17 protein-coding genes are annotated in these 18,730 nt (G+C 64.9%); 11 read left to right on the top strand and 6 right to left on the bottom strand.

From position 1 onward, the window contains the following. Window positions 1–124: 124 nt before the first annotated feature. A complete protein-coding gene (locus CUJ90_RS32170; protein ID WP_114164642.1) occupies window positions 125–772 on the bottom strand; it encodes a DNA-3-methyladenine glycosylase in 648 nt (215 codons plus the stop codon). Between the two features lie 364 nt (window positions 773–1,136). Here CUJ90_RS32170 and CUJ90_RS32175 point away from each other — a divergent pair, with 364 nt between their 5' ends. Next, complete coding sequence (locus CUJ90_RS32175; RefSeq protein ID WP_083086178.1) at window positions 1,137–1,502, top strand: BON domain-containing protein; 366 nt, start codon at window positions 1,137–1,139, stop codon at window positions 1,500–1,502. Window positions 1,503–1,882: 380 nt separating this feature from the next. Next, complete coding sequence (locus CUJ90_RS32180; protein ID WP_114164643.1) at window positions 1,883–2,965, top strand: calcium:cation antiporter; 1,083 nt, start codon at window positions 1,883–1,885, stop codon at window positions 2,963–2,965. A 16-nt stretch (window positions 2,966–2,981) separates the two neighbouring features. Here CUJ90_RS32180 and CUJ90_RS32185 read toward each other — a convergent pair whose 3' ends face one another. Then, window positions 2,982–3,875: a LysR substrate-binding domain-containing protein gene (locus CUJ90_RS32185; protein WP_114164644.1), complete on the bottom strand. Its 894-nt coding sequence runs from the start codon at window positions 3,873–3,875 to the stop codon at window positions 2,982–2,984. Window positions 3,876–4,441: 566 nt separating this feature from the next. Here CUJ90_RS32185 and CUJ90_RS32190 point away from each other — a divergent pair. The 7 genes from CUJ90_RS32190 (at window position 4,442) to CUJ90_RS32220 (ending at window position 10,969) form a co-directional block, all read left to right on the top strand. After that, a complete protein-coding gene (locus CUJ90_RS32190) occupies window positions 4,442–5,536 on the top strand; it encodes an ABC transporter substrate-binding protein (protein ID WP_114164645.1) in 1,095 nt (364 codons plus the stop codon). Next, window positions 5,533–6,534, top strand: coding sequence for an ABC transporter permease (locus CUJ90_RS32195; protein ID WP_073431622.1), 1,002 nt, complete (start codon window positions 5,533–5,535; stop codon window positions 6,532–6,534). The genes CUJ90_RS32190 and CUJ90_RS32195 overlap by 4 nt, the downstream gene beginning before the upstream one ends. Continuing rightward, window positions 6,531–7,412, top strand: coding sequence for an ABC transporter permease (locus CUJ90_RS32200; protein ID WP_083086183.1), 882 nt, complete (start codon window positions 6,531–6,533; stop codon window positions 7,410–7,412). The genes CUJ90_RS32195 and CUJ90_RS32200 overlap by 4 nt, the downstream gene beginning before the upstream one ends. 34 nt (window positions 7,413–7,446) lie before the next feature. Beyond that, the gene (locus CUJ90_RS32205) at window positions 7,447–8,520 is read left to right on the top strand and encodes an ABC transporter ATP-binding protein (RefSeq protein WP_073431624.1); all 1,074 of its coding nucleotides are present in this window, start codon (window positions 7,447–7,449) and stop codon (window positions 8,518–8,520) included. 152 nt (window positions 8,521–8,672) lie between these two features. Beyond that, on the top strand, window positions 8,673–9,497 hold the full coding sequence (locus CUJ90_RS32210; RefSeq protein ID WP_073431625.1) for a transporter substrate-binding domain-containing protein: 825 nt from the start codon (window positions 8,673–8,675) through the stop codon (window positions 9,495–9,497). Between the two features lie 66 nt (window positions 9,498–9,563). After that, window positions 9,564–10,310, top strand: a complete 747-nt coding sequence (locus CUJ90_RS32215; protein ID WP_073431626.1) for an amino acid ABC transporter permease — start codon at window positions 9,564–9,566, stop codon at window positions 10,308–10,310. A 2-nt stretch (window positions 10,311–10,312) separates the two neighbouring features. Continuing rightward, the gene (locus CUJ90_RS32220; protein ID WP_114164646.1) at window positions 10,313–10,969 is read left to right on the top strand and encodes an amino acid ABC transporter permease; all 657 of its coding nucleotides are present in this window, start codon (window positions 10,313–10,315) and stop codon (window positions 10,967–10,969) included. A gap of 118 nt (window positions 10,970–11,087) precedes the next feature. On the opposite strand, the gene CUJ90_RS32225 is transcribed toward CUJ90_RS32220, so the two are convergent. The 3 genes from CUJ90_RS32225 to CUJ90_RS32235 are packed head-to-tail and all read right to left on the bottom strand — an operon-like array spanning window position 11,088 to window position 15,093. Beyond that, window positions 11,088–12,368 (bottom strand): c-type cytochrome, encoded by a 1,281-nt coding sequence (locus CUJ90_RS32225; protein WP_114164647.1) that lies wholly within the window; start codon window positions 12,366–12,368, stop codon window positions 11,088–11,090. A gap of 12 nt (window positions 12,369–12,380) precedes the next feature. Beyond that, on the bottom strand, window positions 12,381–14,636 hold the full coding sequence (locus CUJ90_RS32230) for a xanthine dehydrogenase family protein molybdopterin-binding subunit (RefSeq protein WP_114164648.1): 2,256 nt from the start codon (window positions 14,634–14,636) through the stop codon (window positions 12,381–12,383). 1 nt (window position 14,637) lies between these two features. Continuing rightward, a complete protein-coding gene (locus CUJ90_RS32235; RefSeq protein WP_114164649.1) occupies window positions 14,638–15,093 on the bottom strand; it encodes a (2Fe-2S)-binding protein in 456 nt (151 codons plus the stop codon). Window positions 15,094–15,453: 360 nt separating this feature from the next. On the opposite strand from CUJ90_RS32235, the gene CUJ90_RS32240 reads away from it, so the two are divergent. Both CUJ90_RS32240 and CUJ90_RS32245 read left to right on the top strand, forming a co-directional pair. After that, the gene (locus CUJ90_RS32240; RefSeq protein ID WP_073431631.1) at window positions 15,454–15,852 is read left to right on the top strand and encodes a hypothetical protein; all 399 of its coding nucleotides are present in this window, start codon (window positions 15,454–15,456) and stop codon (window positions 15,850–15,852) included. 358 nt (window positions 15,853–16,210) lie between these two features. Continuing rightward, on the top strand, window positions 16,211–17,029 hold the full coding sequence (locus CUJ90_RS32245) for an alpha/beta fold hydrolase (RefSeq protein WP_114164650.1): 819 nt from the start codon (window positions 16,211–16,213) through the stop codon (window positions 17,027–17,029). A gap of 64 nt (window positions 17,030–17,093) precedes the next feature. Here the strand turns inward: CUJ90_RS32245 and CUJ90_RS32250 are convergent, their stop codons facing one another. After that, window positions 17,094–18,038 (bottom strand): peptidoglycan DD-metalloendopeptidase family protein, encoded by a 945-nt coding sequence (locus CUJ90_RS32250; protein ID WP_114164651.1) that lies wholly within the window; start codon window positions 18,036–18,038, stop codon window positions 17,094–17,096. Window positions 18,039–18,730: the final 692 nt, after the last annotated feature.

Raw genomic sequence — 18,730 nt, forward strand, 5'->3', positions numbered from 1 at the left:
CGTCGCATGCGAATTGGGTCGAGTGTTCCCCGTAATAATGCGCGGCTTCGTAAGCCTTTGTGTCTGAGGTTTCCAAAACGCATCCTGTCCCGGCGGATTTTGCCGGCGCCCGTGCGCTTGCCGGTCAGATTTTCGCGCGAGCCTCGGATCCGGCATGCGCGCTCAACAACAGCTTTCGCGGTCCGCTCACGAACGCGCTGCCCGGTTCGAAAAACCGCAACGGTCGATGCATTTCGCGCGACAGACCGATGCGCGTCGTCACGCCGACCGGCAACTCGCCACGTTCGATCACGCCGATCCAAAGACCACGCCCGGTGCAAAGATCGCGGCCGTCGAACGCCTGGCCGATGCCGAGCGCGGTGGTCAAGCGGCCGGGTCCACGCGTGAGATCGCGCAGCGGCACGCCGGGGCGCCGCGCTTCCATCAACGGCAAACCTTCGAGCGGCTCGATCGCGCGAAACAGAATGCCCGCGCCGACCTCCTCCGCTTCCGCCGACATGTTCAGCATGTAGGACAAGCCATACGTGAGGCGCACATAGGCGTGACCTCGCGCGAGAAACATCGAGCCGTTATGCGGACGTCGGCCGATGAACGCATGGCTGGTCGAATCGCCGACCGGATACGCCTCCGTCTCGACGATCCGTCCGCTGATGCGGCCTTCGGGCAGATCGTGCACAAGGTACTTGCCGATCATGAAGCGCGCCAGGCCGATCGTATCGACCGGCAAATCGTCACGATGCAACGGCAGGATGGGAAGCAACGATTCGGGCATGCGTTAGGCCTATTTAAAGCGCGCAGCGCGCGGTTCGATGGATGCGCCATGCCACGCGGTATCGCGCCATCGGTCTGTTGTCATCGGCCGATGCGTTGTAGCCACGCCTCATTTCGTGGCACCGTCGCAGTCGCCGCGGCATCGATTGGAGTATCGTGTGTTTCCGGTCCGCGGCACAGCCTTTGCCGGCTCGCATGCGCCTCGGCCCGCTCGTATCGCATCACCTCGCCTCGATCAGCAGTCAGCTTGCATGCACTCGCACGACCCGCGGCACAGTCCCGTTCAGATTCGTCCCGAAGTACCGCAGTTGCATTAAAGCGTCCCCACCCGGGGACCGAAGTATTCACGACAACAGGAGAGTTCAATGAAAGCATTCACGGCAATCAAGATGGTCGGCGGCGCGCTGATCGTTCTGGCATCGCTCAACGCCTATGCGCAAAGCAGCGATGCGGCGACCACGGCGGCCCCCGAGGCAGCCTCCGCGGCGCCGACCGCCAAGCAGGCCAAGGCCGCCAATCGTGCCTTGGGCCGCAAGGTGCGTAGCGCGCTGACGAAAACCAAAGGGCTGAGCGTGGCCAATATCTCGGTGCGTGCACGTGGCGGCGCGGTGACGTTGGCCGGCTCCGTGCCGGAGCAGCCGCAAGTCGATCTGGCGACTCAGGCCGCGCAAGGCGTCGCCGGCGTGACTTCAGTGAAGAACGCGCTGACGATCCGCCCGGTCGGACAGTAATTCGGTCGGCCGCGACCGTAGCGGCAGATCCGGGCGTCGCTGGGTTCCGACAACGCAGCGACGCCCGACTATCAGATCACTCAGGTTCAACCGGCTCGCCCCGGCGCTACACGCCGCCGAATCTCGCGAAGCCGCACTACACTGCAACCCACCTGCTTTCCGCGCAAGCCCGCTTGACCGATCGTTCTGGTCAAGCGTCGCCGCTTGTACCGTGCCCTGCGGGACGCCGCCTGCGAAAATCTCGGACGCGGCCAAGTATCCCTTATAATTTAATACGTTAGAACGTATTTATGAGAAGCCGCATGAGCTTCCGCGCTCGCTTCTAGCCCACGTGGAGCCCCTCCGCGCCAGTCAAAACAAGCAACAAAAAGGAAGCCCCAATGACCTCGACCGCGACCGTTCTACCCCGCTGGACCATTGCCGCGCCGTTCGTCGCCTGGATGGTGCTGGGCGCCGCCTATCTGCTGCCGGGCAACGGGCTACTGCTCGCGTTGGTCGGCGTGGCGCTGTGCGCGGCGGTGTTTACGGCGGTGCACCATGCGGAAGTGGTCGCGCATCGCGTCGGCGAGCCGTTCGGCACCCTGGTGCTGGCGGTGGCCGTCACCGTGATCGAGGTCGCGCTGATCGTCTCGGTGATGCTGACCTCCGGCCCCGAAAAGGCCGGCCTCGCGCGCGACACCGTGTTCGCCGCGGTCATGATCGTCTGCAACGGCATCGTGGGCATTTGCCTGCTGGTGGGCGGCATCCGGCATCGCGAGCAGGACTTTCAAAGCCGTGGCGCGGCCGCGGCGCTGGCGGTGCTCGCCTCGCTGTCCGTGCTCACGCTCGTCATGCCGAACTACACGACCACCCGCGCCGGCCCGGTGCTGTCGCCGTCGCAACTGGCGTTCGCGGGCGTTTCGTCATTGGTGCTGTACGGCGTGTTCGTGTTCGTGCAGACGGTGCGGCATCGCGATTATTTTCTCGCCGACGTGCCCGGCGAAGACGTGCACGCCGCCCCGCCGAGCAGCCGCGTGGCGCTCGCGGCCGGCGGTTTGCTGCTGGTGTGCCTCGTCGCCGTGGTGCTGCTGGCGAAGGTGCTGTCGCCGGTCGTCGAAACCGCGGTGCAGAACGCGGGCGCGCCGGCGGCGGTGGTCGGCATCATCATCGCCGCGCTCGTTCTGCTGCCCGAGGGTCTCGCGGCGGTGCGCGCGGCCCGCGCCGATCGCTTGCAGAACAGCATGAATCTCGCGCTGGGTTCCGCGCTCGCCAGTATCGGGCTAACCATTCCGACCGTCGCCGCGGTGTTTCTCGCGACCGGTCAGTCGCTCGTGCTCGGCATCGACGGCAAGCAAACGGTGCTGTTGATCCTCACGCTGCTGGTCGGCACGCTCACGCTCAGCAGCGGGCGCACCACGATTCTGCAGGGCGCCGTGCACCTGTCGCTGTTCGCGGCGTATCTGTTTCTGTCGTTCGCGCCGTGACGCGAAGTTCGCGGCCTCACTCCTGCCAATGCGCGGCGATCCAGTCGCGAAACAGATTGAGCTTTTGCTGATGCGCGGCTGAATCCGGATAGATGAAGTAATAGCGCCAGCCGGTCTTGAGCACCGTATCGAACGGCCGCACCAGGCGCCTCGCCGCGACGTCCTCGTCGATCAGCGCGAGGTCGCTGATCGCCACGCCGAAGCCCTGCAACGCGGCGTTGGTCGCCATGTCGAGCGTGTCGAAACTCGGCCCGTGCTCGGCGTCGATCGCCTGGGCGTTCGCGGCATCCGCCTCGCTCACCTTGGCGAGCCACATTTTCCAGTCGCGATGATCGCGCGTGGGATGCAGCAACGTATGGCGCGCCAGGTCCGCGATCTCGTCCAACGGCTTGTCTTTCAGAAGATCGGGCGCGCACACCGGCGTCAGACGCTCCTCGAACAAGGGCACCGCCTGCACGTCCGCACCCGGCGACGAACCGTAGATGATCGCCGCGTCGAACGGCTCCATCTGGAAGTCGACGTCATGCTGCCAGGTCGTGGTGATCTGCACGTGCAGATCGGGATACTCGGTCTGGAAGCGCATGATCTTCGGCAGCATCCAGCGCATCACGCAGGTCGGCACCTTCAGCGCGAGATCGGTGCGCTGCCGCGTGAGGCGCAGCGAAATCTCCTCGATGCGCGCGAAGCTTTCCTTCACGGCCGGCAGCAGCAGTTCGCCTTCGGCGGTAAGCGTCAAGCCCTTCGCGTGACGCTTGAAGAGCGGGAACTTGTAGTAATCCTCGAGCGCGATGATTTGCCGGCTCACCGCGCCTTGCGTCAGGCAAAGATGGTCCGCGGCGCGCGTGAAGCTGCGATGCCGCGCGACGGTTTCGAAAATCTGCAGCGCGTTGAGCGGCGGAAGACGGCGCATCGAAAGAAGTCCAGTAGGGTCCAGTAAGGATCAGAAAAACTCATTGCGCGAGCGTGAAGCAATGGGCGTCGCGCAGCGCATGCGGCCCATCTGGCCGATAGGATACGCCATCGAAAATTCTCACAGGCGCTCGAACCTCGCTTGAACCCATGCGTGTTGCTCATGGCATGGCACAGGACGCCGGGCTCGACCGCCGGTTTGCACCGGCACAGGGCGCGTACCGTTCGCAACCGCACCAGAACCGAGCTTTCCTCATACCTCCCTCGGCAGCCCGAGCGCGGAAAAATCGTGGACGTTAACCCGTATGCGCCACAGTCTCGCCATTCCCGCTTGCCCGATCACCGCCGCCGGCACCACCACCGCAATGCCGACGCATGAGATTAGCTCATGCGCTCCATGCGCATATTTCGTTTGTTGAGGGATTTTGGCAAACCTAGAGTGCATCCACCGCGGCGCATCGGGCAACGCGCCCGGTCATGCCAGGCGGGCAGCGCCAACGAGCGATGCAGCGGCAGCGGTCACAGCGAATATCACCCAGCAACAGGCGCTCAACACAGGAGACCGCCATGCAAGACATCAAACGGGGTAGAAGGCAGGCCATCAAGACGATCGGCGCGGCGCTCGCGGCGTCCGCATTGCCGATGCCGTTCGTCAATCTCAAGGCTCAGGAGCACAACTTCTCCGGCAAGACGCTGCGCCTCCTGACATGGTCCGACGACACCGGCGCCGCAGCCTTGCGCAACATCGCCGCCACCTTCACGGCGAAGACCGGCGCGAAGGTGATCGCCGATCGCGCCGACGGCACCTCCGGCATGGTCGCCAAGGTCAAGGCCGCGGGCGAGCGGCCGACCTACGACGTGATCACGCTGGCGGGCGTGGGCGCGGCGGGTCTCGGCGACGCCGGCCTGCTGATGAAGCCCGATCTCGACAAGCTGCCGAATCTCAAGGACGTGGCCCCGCAATACCGCACCGGAGCGAACGGTTTCGGCATCGGCTATCTGCTGTGGTCGGACGGCCTGATCTACAACACGTCCACGTTCAAGGAAGCGCCGTCGTCGTATGAAGCGTTGTGGGACTCGAAGTACGCCGGCCGCCTGTTCCTGCCGCCGCCTGAATGGGCCGAAGCGGTGGACCTCGCGATCATCGCCGCGAAGATGAACGGCGGCTCGCAGCAGAACATCGAGCCGGGCTTCAGGAAACTGATGCAACTGAAAGACCACGTGATGACGCTCGGCGAGAACCCGAACCAGGTGGCCGACCTGTTCCGCACCGGCTCGCTCGATATCGGCGGCATCTATTCGCCGGCCTTTTTCCCCGCGCAGATCCGCAAGCCCGAGTACAAGATGGGCGTGACCTACGGCATGAAGGAAGGCTTCGCTACGCAACTGATGTTCACGGTGATCCCGAAGTCGCATCCCGGCGACAGCGATCTGATCCACGCCTTCATCAACCATTCGCTCGATGCCGGCGTGCAAGGCCGCATGGCGGCGGACGTGCTGAACGGCCCGGTCAATTCGAAAGCGGTGATTCCCGCCGAGAGCCGCGCGTTCGTACCGAGCCCGCGGCAGATCGCCGAAAAGGCCGTATTGCACGACGACAAGGCGCTCGCCGTCGTGCAGCCGGCGTGGATCAAGCGCTACACCGAAATTTTCTCGGCATGACGGCGATGCTCGCGCGCTTTTCGCGGCGAGCCGGATCGGCGTCGAATGCGGCGCGGGGTTCGGCCGCGGCATCCGGCAGCGCGGCGGGCGCGGTGGGTGGCACGCCCAGTCCCGCATCCGCCGCGCCGGACCAACCCGCCGCAAGCGCGTTGGACAAAGCGCGCCCCTGGCTCCTGCTCGCGCCGATCCTGACGTTTCTCGCGGTGCTCGGCGCGGCGGCGCTCGTCGTGCTGCGCATGAGCTTCGGCACGCAAGGCGACGAGTGGCGCGGCTTCACGCTGCAAAATTACGCGGACCTGCTCGACGGCTACTTCCTCAAGTCTTTATGGCTCACGCTGAAGCTGGCGTTTCAAAGCATGATCTGCGCGATCGTGCTGGCGATTCCCGTCGCGCTCGCGATGGCTCGCACGCAATCGCGGCTCGCGCGGCGTCTGCTGCTCGCGGGTGTGCTTCTGCCGCTGCTCGTCAATTTGCTGCTGCAAGGTTATGGCTGGCTGATCATTCTCGGTCCGGCCGGTTTGCTCAATCATGCCCTGCTCGGCAGCGGGCTCGTGCAACGCCCGGTGATGTGGCTGTATCGCGAGCATGGCGTGTTGCTCGGCTTGATCCAGACGGCGTTTCCGCTCGCCGTGCTGCCGTTGTCGAGCGCGATGCGCGCGGTCTCGCGCTCGTATGAAGAGGCTGCGGCGACGCTCGGCGCGACGCGCTGGCAAACGCTGCGTCACATTCTGTTGCCGCTGGCGCTGCCCGGTCTCGTGTCGGGCGCGTTGCTGGTGTTCGCGTACAACGCCAGCGCGTTCGCCGTGCCTTTGCTGCTCGGCGGACGCCGCGTGCCGATGCTCGCCGTGCTGGTCCACGATCAGGTGGCGCCCTTGCTGAACTGGCCGGCGGCGTCCGCATCGGGCGTCGTGCTGATGCTCGCCACGCTCACGGTGATGGCGCTCTCGCAGCGCCTCGTGCGCCGCACGCAACGTCTTGCCGAGGAGCCGCGCGCATGAGCACGCCGATTCAAACCGCGCGGCTCGCGCGTTTGCCCCGTGTTTCCCGTTGGCCGGTCACGATGCCCGGCCGGCTCGGCAAGGCCGCCGCGCTGCTGGCCGCGCTCGTCCTGTTTCTCGCCGCGCTGCCGATCATCACGATGATCGTGATGTCGTTCAGCGCGGCCGATACGCTCGAATTCCCGCCGCACGCCTACGGCTTGCACTGGTATCGCGCCGCGTGGCACAGCTTCGTCGCGCCGGATGCGAGCGACTCGCTGTCGATGGGCGCGGCGTTGAGCACGAGCCTGATCGTCGCGCTTTGCACGATGGTCATCGCCACGCTCGTTTCGGTGCCCGCCGCCTATGCGCTCTGCCGCTACCGTTTTCGCGGCAAGCCCGCGGTCGAGCAACTGGTGGCGTTGCCGCTCGTCTATCCGCTCGTGATGCTCGGGCTCTCGCTGCTGCTGGTGTTCAACGTGCTGCCGGTCGAGCTCGGCGTGTTCCGCCTGATCATCGCGCATGTGATTCTGGCGCTGCCGTTTACCGTGAAGAATTGCGCGGCGTCGGTGGCCTCGATCGGCCCCGAGTTCGAGGAAGCCGCCTGCGTGATGGGCGCAAGTCCTGGCCGCGCGCTCGTCGACGTGATCCTGCCGCTGATGCGCCCCGGCATTCTCGCCGGCATGCTGTTCGCGTTCATCGTCTCGTTCAACGAATTCACGGTGACCTTCTTCCTGTACGGCATCGACACGATGACCCTGCCGGTGTGGCTGTACAGCCGCACGGTGTCGTCGCTCGATCCGACCGTGTTCTGTTTCGCCGTATTCATCGTCGCGATCGACTTCGCGCTGATCTGGCTGCTGGAAAAGCTGATCGGCGACGAAGGCGTTGCGCTTTGACCGCGCTTCTCACGCGTTGCCGCCGGAGCATTCGATGACCCATCTCACCCTGCAGGCCGTGACCCGGCGCTTCAACGCGGCGCATGCCGTCGACGGCGTCGATCTGAGCGTGCCCGACGGCAAGCTGGTCTGCTTTCTCGGCCCGTCCGGCTGCGGCAAGACCACGCTGCTGCGAATGATCGCCGGGCTCGAAACGCCGAGTTCGGGCAGCATCCACTTTGCCGGCCGCGACATCACGCGGCTGCCGGCGAACCAGCGCGACTTCGGCATGGTGTTCCAGTCGCTCGCGCTGTTCCCGCATATGACGGTCGCGCAGAACGTCGCCTATCCGCTGAAGCTGCGCAAGACCGTGAAGCACGAACAGGCGCGCCGCGTCGCCGAACTGCTCGACCTGATCCAGTTGCCGCACATGGCGAACCGGCCGGTCACGCAACTCTCCGGCGGTCAGCGCCAGCGCGTGGCGATTGCGCGCGCGATCGCCTCGCAACCGAAACTGCTGCTGCTCGACGAACCGCTCTCCGCACTCGACGCCAAGCTGCGCGAAGCGATGCAGGTCGAGATCCGTCTGCTGCAACAGCGCCTCGGCATCACGACGATCATGGTCACGCACGATCAGCGCGAAGCGATGACGATGGCCGACGAGATCGTCGTGATGGAGAAGGGCCGCATCGCGCAGGTGGGCAAGCCGCTCGATATCTATCGCGATCCGGTCAGCGAGTTCGTCGCCGACTTCATCGGCCTCGGCAATATCCTGCCGGTGACTTACGACGGCGCGCTCGGCGTGAGCCTGCCGGGCGGGCGGCGCATCGCCGTCGCTCAAACGGCGCGCGTGCCGGATTCGGGCGGCGACATCCGCCTGCTGATCCGCCCTGAGGACGTGTGCGTGAAACCCGCTTCGGCCGAAGCCGGCGCGAATCGGCTCGCGGGCACCGTCACGTTTATCCGTGACGTGGGGGCCTCGCTGGAAGCGACGATCGATTGCGCCGGCTTCACGCTGACCGCCACCACCACGCCGCGCGAAACGCCGGGGCTCACGCTCGGCATGCCGGTGCTCGCGGAATTGCCGCCGCACGCCTGCAAGCTGATCGCCGCGCGCGCCGCGCACTGAGCCGCCGAACCGAGTCACCGCACCGAACTACCGAACCGAGCTACCGAACTACCGAACCGAGCCACCTACCGAACCGCGCGACCACCGCGAGCGACATTCCAGCCAACCCCCAAAGCCATTCCAATACCACCGTTCTCGACAGAGGAAAGACCATGCACCAGCCGCAAGTTTCGAAATCGACCACCCGCCGCGGGTTCGCGGCGCTCGCCGCCGCCCTCGCCTTCACGAGCCTCGGCGCGCTATGCGCCTTTTCGTCCGCCGCGCGAGCCGACGCGCTCGACGACATCGCGAAGTCGGGCACGGTGCGCATCGGCGTGTTCATGGACTATCCGCCGTTCGGCTCGATCGGCCCGGACATGAAGCCGATGGGCTACGACATCGACGTCGCCGATCTGATCGGCAAGTCGCTCAACGTGAAAGTGGAACTCGTGCCGGTGACGGGCGACAACCGCATGGCCTACCTCGCCGGCCACAAAACCGACATGCTGCTTTCGGTGGGCCAGACGCCGGAGCGCGAAAAGGTGATCGACTTCTCGCAGCCTTACGCGCCCTACTACCTCGCCGTGTTCGGCCCGAAAGCGCTGCCCGTCAAGAACGCCGGCGACCTCGCGGGCAAGTCGGTGTCGGTCGCGCGCGGCACGCTGGAGGACCTGAGCGTCAGCAAGATCGCGCCGCCCACGGCGATCATAAAAAGATTCGACGATCCTAACGGCGCAATTTCGGCGTTCCTTTCTGGTCAGGTACAGTTGATGGTCGTCGGCAACGACGTCGGCGCCACGATTCTCGCGCGTCATCCCGCGAACGATCCCGAGCAGAAGTTTTCGCTCTTCAGCTCGCCGGATCACGTGGGTTTGAACAAGAACGAGCCGCGTCTGAAGCAGAAAGTCGACGAAACCATTGCCAAGGCCCGCAAGGACGGCACCATGAACGCGATTTCGCAGAAGTGGTTGCGCGCGCCGCTGCCGGCCGATCTCTGAACCTTGTTTGAGCGCGCCGGCATGCCGGTGCGCGCCGGAGTTTGACCTCACGATGAGCGCCACGCCATGACCTATGCGTTCGATTTCAGCGGCTTCGGCCTCTATGCGGGGATGCTCGCGCGCGGCGTCGCCGTGACCTTGGGGCTGACGGCCGTGTCCACCGTGCTGGGCGGTCTCGTCGGCATTGGCGGCGCGAGCGTCGCGGTGGCCGGGCCGAAATGGGCGCGCTGGGTGATCGCGAGCTATGTGGAGTTGATCCGCAATACGCCGTTCATCGTGCAGTTGTTCTTCATCTTCTTCGGCTTGCCGAGCCTCGGCATTCATATCGACGAAATACAGGCCGCGATTCTGGCGATGACCGTCAATCTCGGCGCGTACGCGATCGAGATCGTGCGCGCCGGCATCGATTCGATTCCGCGCGGCCAGGTGCAGGCGGCGCAGGCGCTCGGTCTGCATGGGCGGCAAGTGTTCCGCTACGTGGTGCTGCCGCAGGCGGTCGCCGCCGTGTTTCCCGCGCTGCTGAGCCAGGTGCTGATCGTGATGCTCGGCTCGGCGGTCGTCTCGCAGATCTCGGTGCCCGATCTCACGTATGCGGCGAACTTCATCCAGTCGCGCAACTTCCGGTCGTTCGAGAGCTACGCGATCATCACGGCCACTTATCTGTTGATGTCGATCCTGTTGCGGCAATTGCTGAACCGCTTCGGCCGCGGTCTGTTCGCCGGCCGCGCGGCGCGCGGCGCCGACAGCGCGCCGCGTGGCTGGCGCACTCGCCTGATGTGGCGCGCCCCGCGCACCCTGCCCACGGAGCGTTGATCATGGTCGAATTCACCCTGTGGGACATCGCCCGCAATCTGCTGCTCGCCGCCCGCTGGACGGTGCTGTTGTCGCTGATCGCGTTCGTCGGCGGCGGCATGGTCGGGCTGATCTTGCTGGCGATGCGCGTCTCGCCGCTGCCGTGGCTGCGCCGGATCGTGATCGTGTACGTGGAAGTGTTCCAGGGCACGCCGCTGCTGATGCAACTGTTTCTCGCGTTCTTCGGTTTGCCGTTGATGGGCGTTGAAGTATCGCCGTGGGTCGCGGCAGCCGTCACGTTGACGCTTTACACGAGCGCGTATCTGGTCGACATCTGGCGCGGCTGCGTCGAAGCCGTGCCGCGCGGTCAATGGGCGGCGGGCGCGAGTCTCGGCATGACGTTCGGCCAGCAACTGCGCTATATCGTGTGGCCGCAGGCGCTGAAAATCGCCGTCGCGCCGACGGTCGGTTTTCTCGTGCAGGTGGTGAAAAGCACCGCGCTCGCGTCGATCATCGGCTTCGTCGAGTTGACCAAGACCGGCACGATGATCACCAACGCCGCGTTCCGTCCGTTCCCGATCTACGGCATGGTCGCGATGATCTACTTCGCGATGTGCTTCCCGTTGACGTGGTACGCGCGCGTGTTGGAGAAGCGGCAGAAGGTCGGGCAGCATCGCTAGCTCGCGTTTGCAGCGAGCGTTTTGGCCGGGCGTTTTGGTTTGGACTTGCGTCCGCGAATGAAAAAGCGGCAACCGTGAACAACAACGGTTGCCGCTTTTTTTGTGCCGCCCCGTATGACTAGCGAGCCGCCTGCGTCGACTTGCGCAGCTTCGCCACTTCCGCCGCGCTGACCGCCGGCGCACCGTTATTCCAGCCCGCCCGCACGAAGCTCAGCACGTCGGCGATCTGCTGGTCGTTCAACACCGGCGCGTACTTCGGCATCGGATACGGCGCGGGAATGCCGCCGATCACCAGATCCTCGGTGCCGTTCAACGTCACGTTGATCAGCGACGACGGATTCGTCTCGAGCACATTCGGATTGCCCGCCAACGGCGCAAGCATCGGCGCGAAACCGCGTCCGTCGACGCCATGACAGTGCATGCAATACGCCGTGTACACGCGCGCGCCGGCATCGTTCGCGGGACGGTTCAACGACACCTTCGTCGCTTGCGGATCGAACGTATAAGGCGGCGCGCCATTGCCGCCCGCCGGCGGCAGCGACTTCAGATACGTCGTCATCGCCGCGATGTCGGTGTCGTTCATGGCCTGCGTGCTGTTGTTGATCACGCTGGTCATCGAACCGAACGCCGAGGCGTGGCGATTCGCGCCGGTCTTGAGGAAGGTCTGCAGATCCTGATCGTTCCAGCGGCCCAGGCCGACGTTGTGCGCGCCGGTCAGATTCGCCGCGAACCAGCCGTCGAGCAGGCCGCCCGTGAGGAACGCACTGCCGCTTTCATCGAGCGCCTTCTCCTGGAACGCGATGCCGCGCGGCGTGTGACACGAGCCGCAGTGCCCGAGGCCCTGAATGAGGTATGCGCCGCGATTCCAGGCGACGTCCTTACCCGGCTTGTCCTGATAGACGCCCTTCTCCAGGAACACCATGTTCCAGAGCTTCAACGGCCAGCGCATGTTCAACGGCCACTTGATGTCCGGCTCGCGGTTGGCCTGCTGCACCGGCGCGACGCCGCTCATGAAATACGCGTACAGCGCTTTCATGTCGTCGTTGTTGACCTTCGCATACGACGGATACGGCATCGCCGGATACAGGTTGTGGCCGTCTCTCGCGACGCCTTCACGCATCGCGCGGGCAAAGTCCTCCTCGGTATAGCCGCCGATGCCGGTTTGCCGTTCGGGCGTGATGTTGGTGGTGTAGATGTGGCCCATCGGCGTGCTCATCGGCAGGCCGCCCGCGAACGGCTTGCCGCGCGGCGCCGTATGACAGGCGGCGCAATCGCCGACCTTCGCCAGATACGCGCCGCGCTGCACCAGCGTTTGATCGGCGGCCTGCGCCGGCGCTTGCGTGAGGAACGGCAGCGCGAGGCACAGCGCCGCGCCGAAACCCTTCAGTGTGTTTTTCATGTCGGGCTCCGGTCAGACGGTTTGCAGTTGACTGCCGACCGGCAATTGCCGCAGCCGCTTGCCGGTGGCCGCGTAAATCGCGTTGGTCAGCGCGGGCGCGAGCGCCGCGGTGCCGGGTTCGCCGATGCCGCCCGGCGCCTCGCTGCTCTTCACGATATGCACGTCGATGGGCGGCGTCTGATCGATGCGCAGCATCCGGTAGTCGGTGAAGTTGTTCTGCTCGACGCGGCCGTTCTTGATCGTGATCTCGCTGTAGAGCGCGGCCGTGATGCCGAAGATGATGCCGCCCTGCACTTGCGCTTCGATCGTGTTCGGATTCACGACCATGCCGCAGTCGACCGCGCACACCACGCGCTTGACCGCGACCTCGCCCTGGTCCACCGCCACGTCGACGATGATCGCGAAGAAACTGCCGAACGCGTGCATCACCGAGACGCCGCGCCCTTGCCCCTTCGGCACCGCGCTGCCCCAGTTCGCCGCCTGCGCGGCGGTGTTGAGCACGTTCAGCGCGCGCGGCGTCTTGCCCAGCAGCTCCTGGCGATATTTGACCGGATCGACCTTGGCCTGCGCGGCGAGTTCGTCGATGAAACTCTCCACCACGAAGGTGCCGCGCGTCGGTCCCACGCCGCGCCAGAACGCGGTGGGGACCGCATGCGGTTCCTGGCGCACATAGTCGACCAGTTGATTCGGCAAGTCGTACGGCAGGTCCGCGGCAACCTCCACCGCGTCGGGATCGATGCCGTTCCTGAACGCGGGCGGCGCGAAACGCGCCAGGATCGACGAGCCGACAATCCGATGCTGCCACGCGACCGGCTTGCCGTTCGCGTCGAGCCCCGCGGAAAGCTTGTCGTAGTAGTACGGCCGGTACATGTCGTGCTGAATGTCCTCCTCGCGCGTCCACAGCACCTTGACCGGCGCGGACACCTGTTTGGCGACCTTGACCGCCTGCGTGACCATGTCGAATTCCAGCCGCCGCCCGAAGCCGCCGCCGATCAGATGGTTATGCACGACGATCTTGTCGGCGGGCAAGCCGGTCTCTTTCATCGCGGCGTCCCGCACGCGCGTCGGCACTTGCGAGCCGATCCAGACGTCGCAGGCGTCGGGGCGCACGTGCACGGTGCAATTGATCGGCTCCATCGTGGCGTGCGCGAGGAACGGCTGCTGATAGACGGCATCCACGCGCGTCTTCGCATTCGAAAAGGCGTTGCCGACGTCGCCTTCCTTGCGCGCGACCGCGCCGTTGCGCTGCGCGGCGTTGGCGAGATCGTCGACGATCTGCTTCATCGAAAGATTCGCGCCCGCGCCTTCGTTCCACTTGATGTCGAGCGCCTGCACGCCGCGTTTCGCGGCCCACGTGTGGTCGGCGATCACGGCGACCGCGTTGTCGATCTTGACTACCTGGCGCACGCCCGGGATCTTCTTCACGTGCGTGTCGTCCACGCTCGCGAGCGTGCCGCCGAACACCGGGCAATTGGCGATGGCCGCGTAGACCATGCCGGGTACGCGCACGTCGAGGCCGAACACGGCGGTGCCGTCCACCTTCTCCGGCGAGTCGAGGCGCTTGACGGCGGTGCCGATCAGCTTGAAATCCTTCGGGTCTTTCAGCTTGACGTTTTCCGGCGCGGGCAGTTTGGCCGCCGCGTCCGCCAGTTGTCCATAGCCGATGCTGCGCTTGCTGGCCGCATGAATCACCTGGCCGGCTTGCGCATGACAGGTTGACGGATCGACCTGCCATTGCTGCGCGGCCGCGTTGACCAGCGCCACGCGCACCGTCGCGCCGGCGCGGCGCATCGGCTCCCACGCATAGCGGATCGACGTGGAACCGCCGGTGAGCTGGCCGCCGAGCAGCGGGTCCGTGAAGAGCTTTTCGTTCGGCGGCGCGTGGTCGAGCGTGACTGAATCGAGCGGCACTTCGAGTTCTTCGGCGATCAGCATCGGGATCGACGTATAGACGCCCTGACCCATCTCCACCTTCGGAATCACGAGCGTGACCTTGCCCGCGGTGTCGATCTGAATGAAAGCGTTCGGCGCGAACACGCCGTTTTGCGGCGCCTCGTCGGCGTCGCCGCCGATCACCGATTTGCCGGCCTTCTGATCCTGGCTCGCGGCCGGCACGCTGAAGCCGAGCAGCAAGCCGCCGCCGGCCGCCGCGCCCATCGTCACGCCGAACTTGAGAAACGTGCGGCGGCTGACGCGGCCCTTGCCGCTGTCGGACGGCTGCGCGCCGTGGTGTGCGCCGTTGTGTGCATCGAGCAATCCCTGGGACATATCAGACTCCCTTCGCGGCTTGCTTGATCGCCGCGCGGATGCGGTTGTACGTGCCGCAGCGGCAGATGTTGCCGGCCATCGCGGCGTCGATGTCCGCATCGGTGGGATTGGCATTGCTCGCGAGCAGCGAGGCAGCCGACATCACCTGGCCCGACTGGCAGTAGCCGCACTGCACCACGTCGAGTTGACGCCATGCCTGCTGCACCTTCTGTCCGGCCGGCGTGCTGCCGACCGCTTCGATCGTGGTGATCTTCCTGTCGCCGACCGCCGCCGCGGGCAACACGCACGAGCGCACCGCGACGCCGTCGAGATGCACCGTGCACGCGCCGCATTGCGCGATGCCGCAGCCGAACTTCGTGCCGGTCAAGCCGACGAGGTCGCGTAAGACCCACAACAGGGGCATGTCGGGCGGTGCATCGACGGTATGGGTTTGGCCGTTGATGTTGAACGTGGTCATGGGCGGCTCCGAGTGGGGATTGTTGTTTGCTAGTCTGTTTAGACGGGACGTCGAATCAAAGCAGGAAAGCTTGCCGCGTTTATTCGGTAAGCGCTGCTAATACGCGATGAGGCCGGCGTGCAATTGAATCGAAGATGATGCGCGGCGTGAATGCGGCGCAACAGTCCGGCAAATTGTAGTCGCGCACAAAGAATTTCGCCGCGACCCCTGGCGCGCTGACGCAACAGGAGAGCCGCTGCCGGCGTGCCTGGCACGGAACGAACGACATCCGGATCAATGCGTTACCATCGCTTGATTGAGCTCGCCCGACTCGAACCGGCCTTACCGTCTGACTGCCTGACCATCCGAAGGAGCCGCACGATGAACGACCAGCAATGCACTCAATTCCTCTCGGAGATTCGCAGACCGCTATTGGCGCTGCATAAATCCATTCTCGATCACGAGCGCGCATCGTATGAAAAGGAATTCGGCCCGGTGACACCCGCCGCCTTCCTGCAAGTGCTGATCAACGGCTCGGGGTTTCGCTGGCTCACGCCGCTGTCGACCTTGATTGCGAACGTCGACGAAATTCTCGACGACAAGGAAGCCGAGCCCGCCGACCGGCTCGCCGCGGCCGAAGCGATCGTGGGTCTCTTTTCAGCCGATCAGCCGAATAATGCTTTTCTGCCGCGTTATCTGCCGCTGTTGCAGGCCGATCCGGCGATCCTGCATCTGCATGGCCAGGTCTCGCAACTGCTGCGCGGCGCGGCAGCGAAATAGCGTCGGCTCCCGAATTTCCTCACCGTTGAAAAACAGGCTTTCGGTTGGTCGGGCGTCGGCGAGTTGAAGGGTGAAGTCGCTTGCGATTAGCCGATTACCTGGTCTTCCGAATCGCGCCGACATGAAAACACCTTATTTCAAGGCGATTCATGCGCGATTCGCAAAGGTATGCGGTGCAGGCTGCCGCGTTCGGACCGACGAGGAGTCCGCGAGCGGACGTCTCGATGAATTTGCCTGGTGTTGCAGACTAAAACAAAGGTGAGGTTTTCCGGGAGCGATTCACAGCAGGCTACGAAACACCGGGCATCAGGCTTCACGCAACCCGTTAAGGCAAGCAGACTTTCTCGCGACGCTCATCATGCAAAACTGGCCGCTTCCCCAAAGCTATACGTTCCGCGATCAAACCGTGCGCTTTAACGTGACCGGCAACGGTCCGCCGCTGGTGCTGGTTCACGGCACGCCGTTCTCTTCGTATGTATGGCATCGCATCGCGCCGCATCTCGCGCAAATCCGCACCGTTTACTACTACGACCTGCTCGGCTACGGCCAGTCGCAACAGTGCGACGGCCAGGACGTTTCGCTCGGCGTGCAGAACGTGCTGCTCGCCCAATTGCTCGTGCATTGGCAACTGAAGCGCCCGGACGTCATCGCCCATGATTTTGGCGGCGCGACTTCATTGCGCGCGCATCTCATCGACGGCTGCGAGTATCGCAGTCTCACACTGATCGATCCGGTTGCGGTTGCGCCCTGGGGCTCGCCGTTCGTGCGGCACGTGCGCGAGCACGGCGACGCGTTCGCCGGCTTGCCGCCGTATATTCATGAAGCCGTGGTGAAGGCCTACGTGCGCGGCGCCATCGCCCGCGAGATCCCCGATGACGAACTCGCGCCCTACGTGACGCCGTGGCTCGGCGCGACAGGTCAAGCCGCGTTCTACCGGCAGATCGCGCAAATGGACCAGCGCTATACCGATGAAGTGGAAGCGCGCTATCCGCGGATGCGCTGTCCGACGCAGATTCTGTGGGGCGAAGAGGACCAGTGGATTGCGCCGGAGCGCGGCCGTCAACTGGCCGCGGCCATACCGGAGGCGCGTTTTCAGACCGTGCCGAAGGCCGGCCATCTGATGCAGGAAGATGCGCCCGAAGCGATCGTCGCGGCGGCGCTGCGCTGGCTGGATTGAAGGTGCATGGCTGGCGCTCCTGAAGGGGCGCATGCCTCGGCGCTAAAGGCGCGCGCCTCGCCCCCTAACCGCGGCCTTGCGGCAGATAAGGCATGGGATCGATTGGCTTGCCGTCGCGCCGCAATTCGAAACCCACGGAAACGCGTGAGTTGTTTTCGTCGCCCATCTCGGCGATCTGCTGTCCCTGCTTGACGATGTCGCCGGTCTTCACGAGCAGCTTGCGGTTGTGCGAGTAGGCGGTCAAAAAGTCCTTGTTGTGCTGGACGATGATGAGGCTGCCGTAGCTATTCAAACCCGTGCCGGCGTACATCACCTTGCCGTCGGCCGCGGCCCGCACCGGATCGCCCGGTTTGCCGCCGATCTCGATGCCGCGCGTCTCGCCCGCCTGGAAACTTTCGACGACGCGTCCGCCCGCGGGCCACGCCAGCGAAACGCCGTTCGCGCGCCGCGTGGTTTGCTGCGCGACTTCACGCGCCTCCTCGGCGCTCAGTGCGGCTGATTGCGCCGTGGACTGCGCGGCGGTGGTCGACGCCGACGATGGCTGCCCCGCAAGCGGCGCTGCCGGCGCGGACGAAGTCTTCGCGGAAGCCGCGGCCGCGTTGGCTGCATTCACCGCCCGCACCGTTTCCGGCGACGCGACGCGCAGGCCCTGCCCCGACTTCAAACGCGACGACGCCTTCAAGCCGTTCCACGTCTGCAACTGCCTGACGCTGCAATGATGCTGCTGCGCAATGCGCGCAAGCGTGTCGCCGCGTTTGACGCGATACACCAGCGGCGGCGCCCTCAACGGCGTGCCCTGGTCGGCGGCGTTGATCTTGTTGGCCGGCATGCTCGCCGCCGTATCCGGCGTGGGCGCCGCGGCCGCCTGGACACCGGACGCCGCCGCGCTCGGTGCCGCGCCCGTCTGCGCGTCCGGCTGCCCGACATTCGCGCAACCGTTGAGAGCCAGCGCGACCCACACGCCGGCCAGACCGGCCATCATTGTTCGGTCGAAACGCTTTCCTACCATGTTCGACTCTCCTGCTGAATTCATTGGCGGGCGGAATGCCGCCGTCTCGCGCGATGCGCGCGTACTCACGCCGCGCCGGCTTTCTCCGCGAGACGGGCAAGCCGCCTCGTGCGGTGCTTATCCGTGACCTGCCGAAGCCATCCAATCTTCCGCGCGCTCGCCGCGCGTCCATGCGGACGCGAACCCGCTGATCTTCCGCGAACAGGACCGGATGGCTGATTAAAAATCAAGCGGAATTGTAAGACGCGTTTTAAACAAAAAGCGTCGTCCCACACACTCTGATACAAAGTTGCGCGCCCGGTTGCACATCCCGTTGCGCGTGGCGCCGCCTAAGCGGAAGCGACTAGCCCCCGACGGACGGACGAAGACCAACGGGTTAACGGCAGGATGCCGCCAGAACTTGAATTGCCATCGCGCTCCGTTCGTCGCGACGATGGTCGTCGCTGTCCGGGCACTGGCAGGTGCCCTCTCGCCGCCTATTTCACCGGCTTCCTTTTAAGACTCGTCTCAGCAAGCGTTAGGAATAGGACGATATGTGGACGAACGTAAAGCAAATATTCTTACGCGTCCCTTTGAGGCTTGCCGGCGATGCAGTCAATACATCGCGGATTGAGCGAAGGCCAAACCATAGCACCGGTATTTTTTTACTTCGTGAGCTTTGATAGCCGCGACGAGTTAAGTTAAGGCATTAA

The sequence above is a fragment of the Paraburkholderia terricola genome (assembly GCF_003330825.1).
GTDB classification, from domain to species: domain Bacteria; phylum Pseudomonadota; class Gammaproteobacteria; order Burkholderiales; family Burkholderiaceae; genus Paraburkholderia; species Paraburkholderia terricola.

Coding starts and splice junctions, on each gene's coding strand:
- CUJ90_RS32170 (WP_114164642.1), bottom strand. CDS start 772: ATGCCCGAATCGTTGCTTCCCATCCTGCCGTTGCATCGTGACGATTTG.
- CUJ90_RS32175 (WP_083086178.1), top strand. CDS start 1,137: ATGAAAGCATTCACGGCAATCAAGATGGTCGGCGGCGCGCTGATCGTT.
- CUJ90_RS32180 (WP_114164643.1), top strand. CDS start 1,883: ATGACCTCGACCGCGACCGTTCTACCCCGCTGGACCATTGCCGCGCCG.
- CUJ90_RS32185 (WP_114164644.1), bottom strand. CDS start 3,875: ATGCGCCGTCTTCCGCCGCTCAACGCGCTGCAGATTTTCGAAACCGTC.
- CUJ90_RS32190 (WP_114164645.1), top strand. CDS start 4,442: ATGCAAGACATCAAACGGGGTAGAAGGCAGGCCATCAAGACGATCGGC.
- CUJ90_RS32195 (WP_073431622.1), top strand. CDS start 5,533: ATGACGGCGATGCTCGCGCGCTTTTCGCGGCGAGCCGGATCGGCGTCG.
- CUJ90_RS32200 (WP_083086183.1), top strand. CDS start 6,531: ATGAGCACGCCGATTCAAACCGCGCGGCTCGCGCGTTTGCCCCGTGTT.
- CUJ90_RS32205 (WP_073431624.1), top strand. CDS start 7,447: ATGACCCATCTCACCCTGCAGGCCGTGACCCGGCGCTTCAACGCGGCG.
- CUJ90_RS32210 (WP_073431625.1), top strand. CDS start 8,673: ATGCACCAGCCGCAAGTTTCGAAATCGACCACCCGCCGCGGGTTCGCG.
- CUJ90_RS32215 (WP_073431626.1), top strand. CDS start 9,564: ATGACCTATGCGTTCGATTTCAGCGGCTTCGGCCTCTATGCGGGGATG.
- CUJ90_RS32220 (WP_114164646.1), top strand. CDS start 10,313: ATGGTCGAATTCACCCTGTGGGACATCGCCCGCAATCTGCTGCTCGCC.
- CUJ90_RS32225 (WP_114164647.1), bottom strand. CDS start 12,368: ATGAAAAACACACTGAAGGGTTTCGGCGCGGCGCTGTGCCTCGCGCTG.
- CUJ90_RS32230 (WP_114164648.1), bottom strand. CDS start 14,636: ATGTCCCAGGGATTGCTCGATGCACACAACGGCGCACACCACGGCGCG.
- CUJ90_RS32235 (WP_114164649.1), bottom strand. CDS start 15,093: ATGACCACGTTCAACATCAACGGCCAAACCCATACCGTCGATGCACCG.
- CUJ90_RS32240 (WP_073431631.1), top strand. CDS start 15,454: ATGAACGACCAGCAATGCACTCAATTCCTCTCGGAGATTCGCAGACCG.
- CUJ90_RS32245 (WP_114164650.1), top strand. CDS start 16,211: ATGCAAAACTGGCCGCTTCCCCAAAGCTATACGTTCCGCGATCAAACC.
- CUJ90_RS32250 (WP_114164651.1), bottom strand. CDS start 18,038: ATGGTAGGAAAGCGTTTCGACCGAACAATGATGGCCGGTCTGGCCGGC.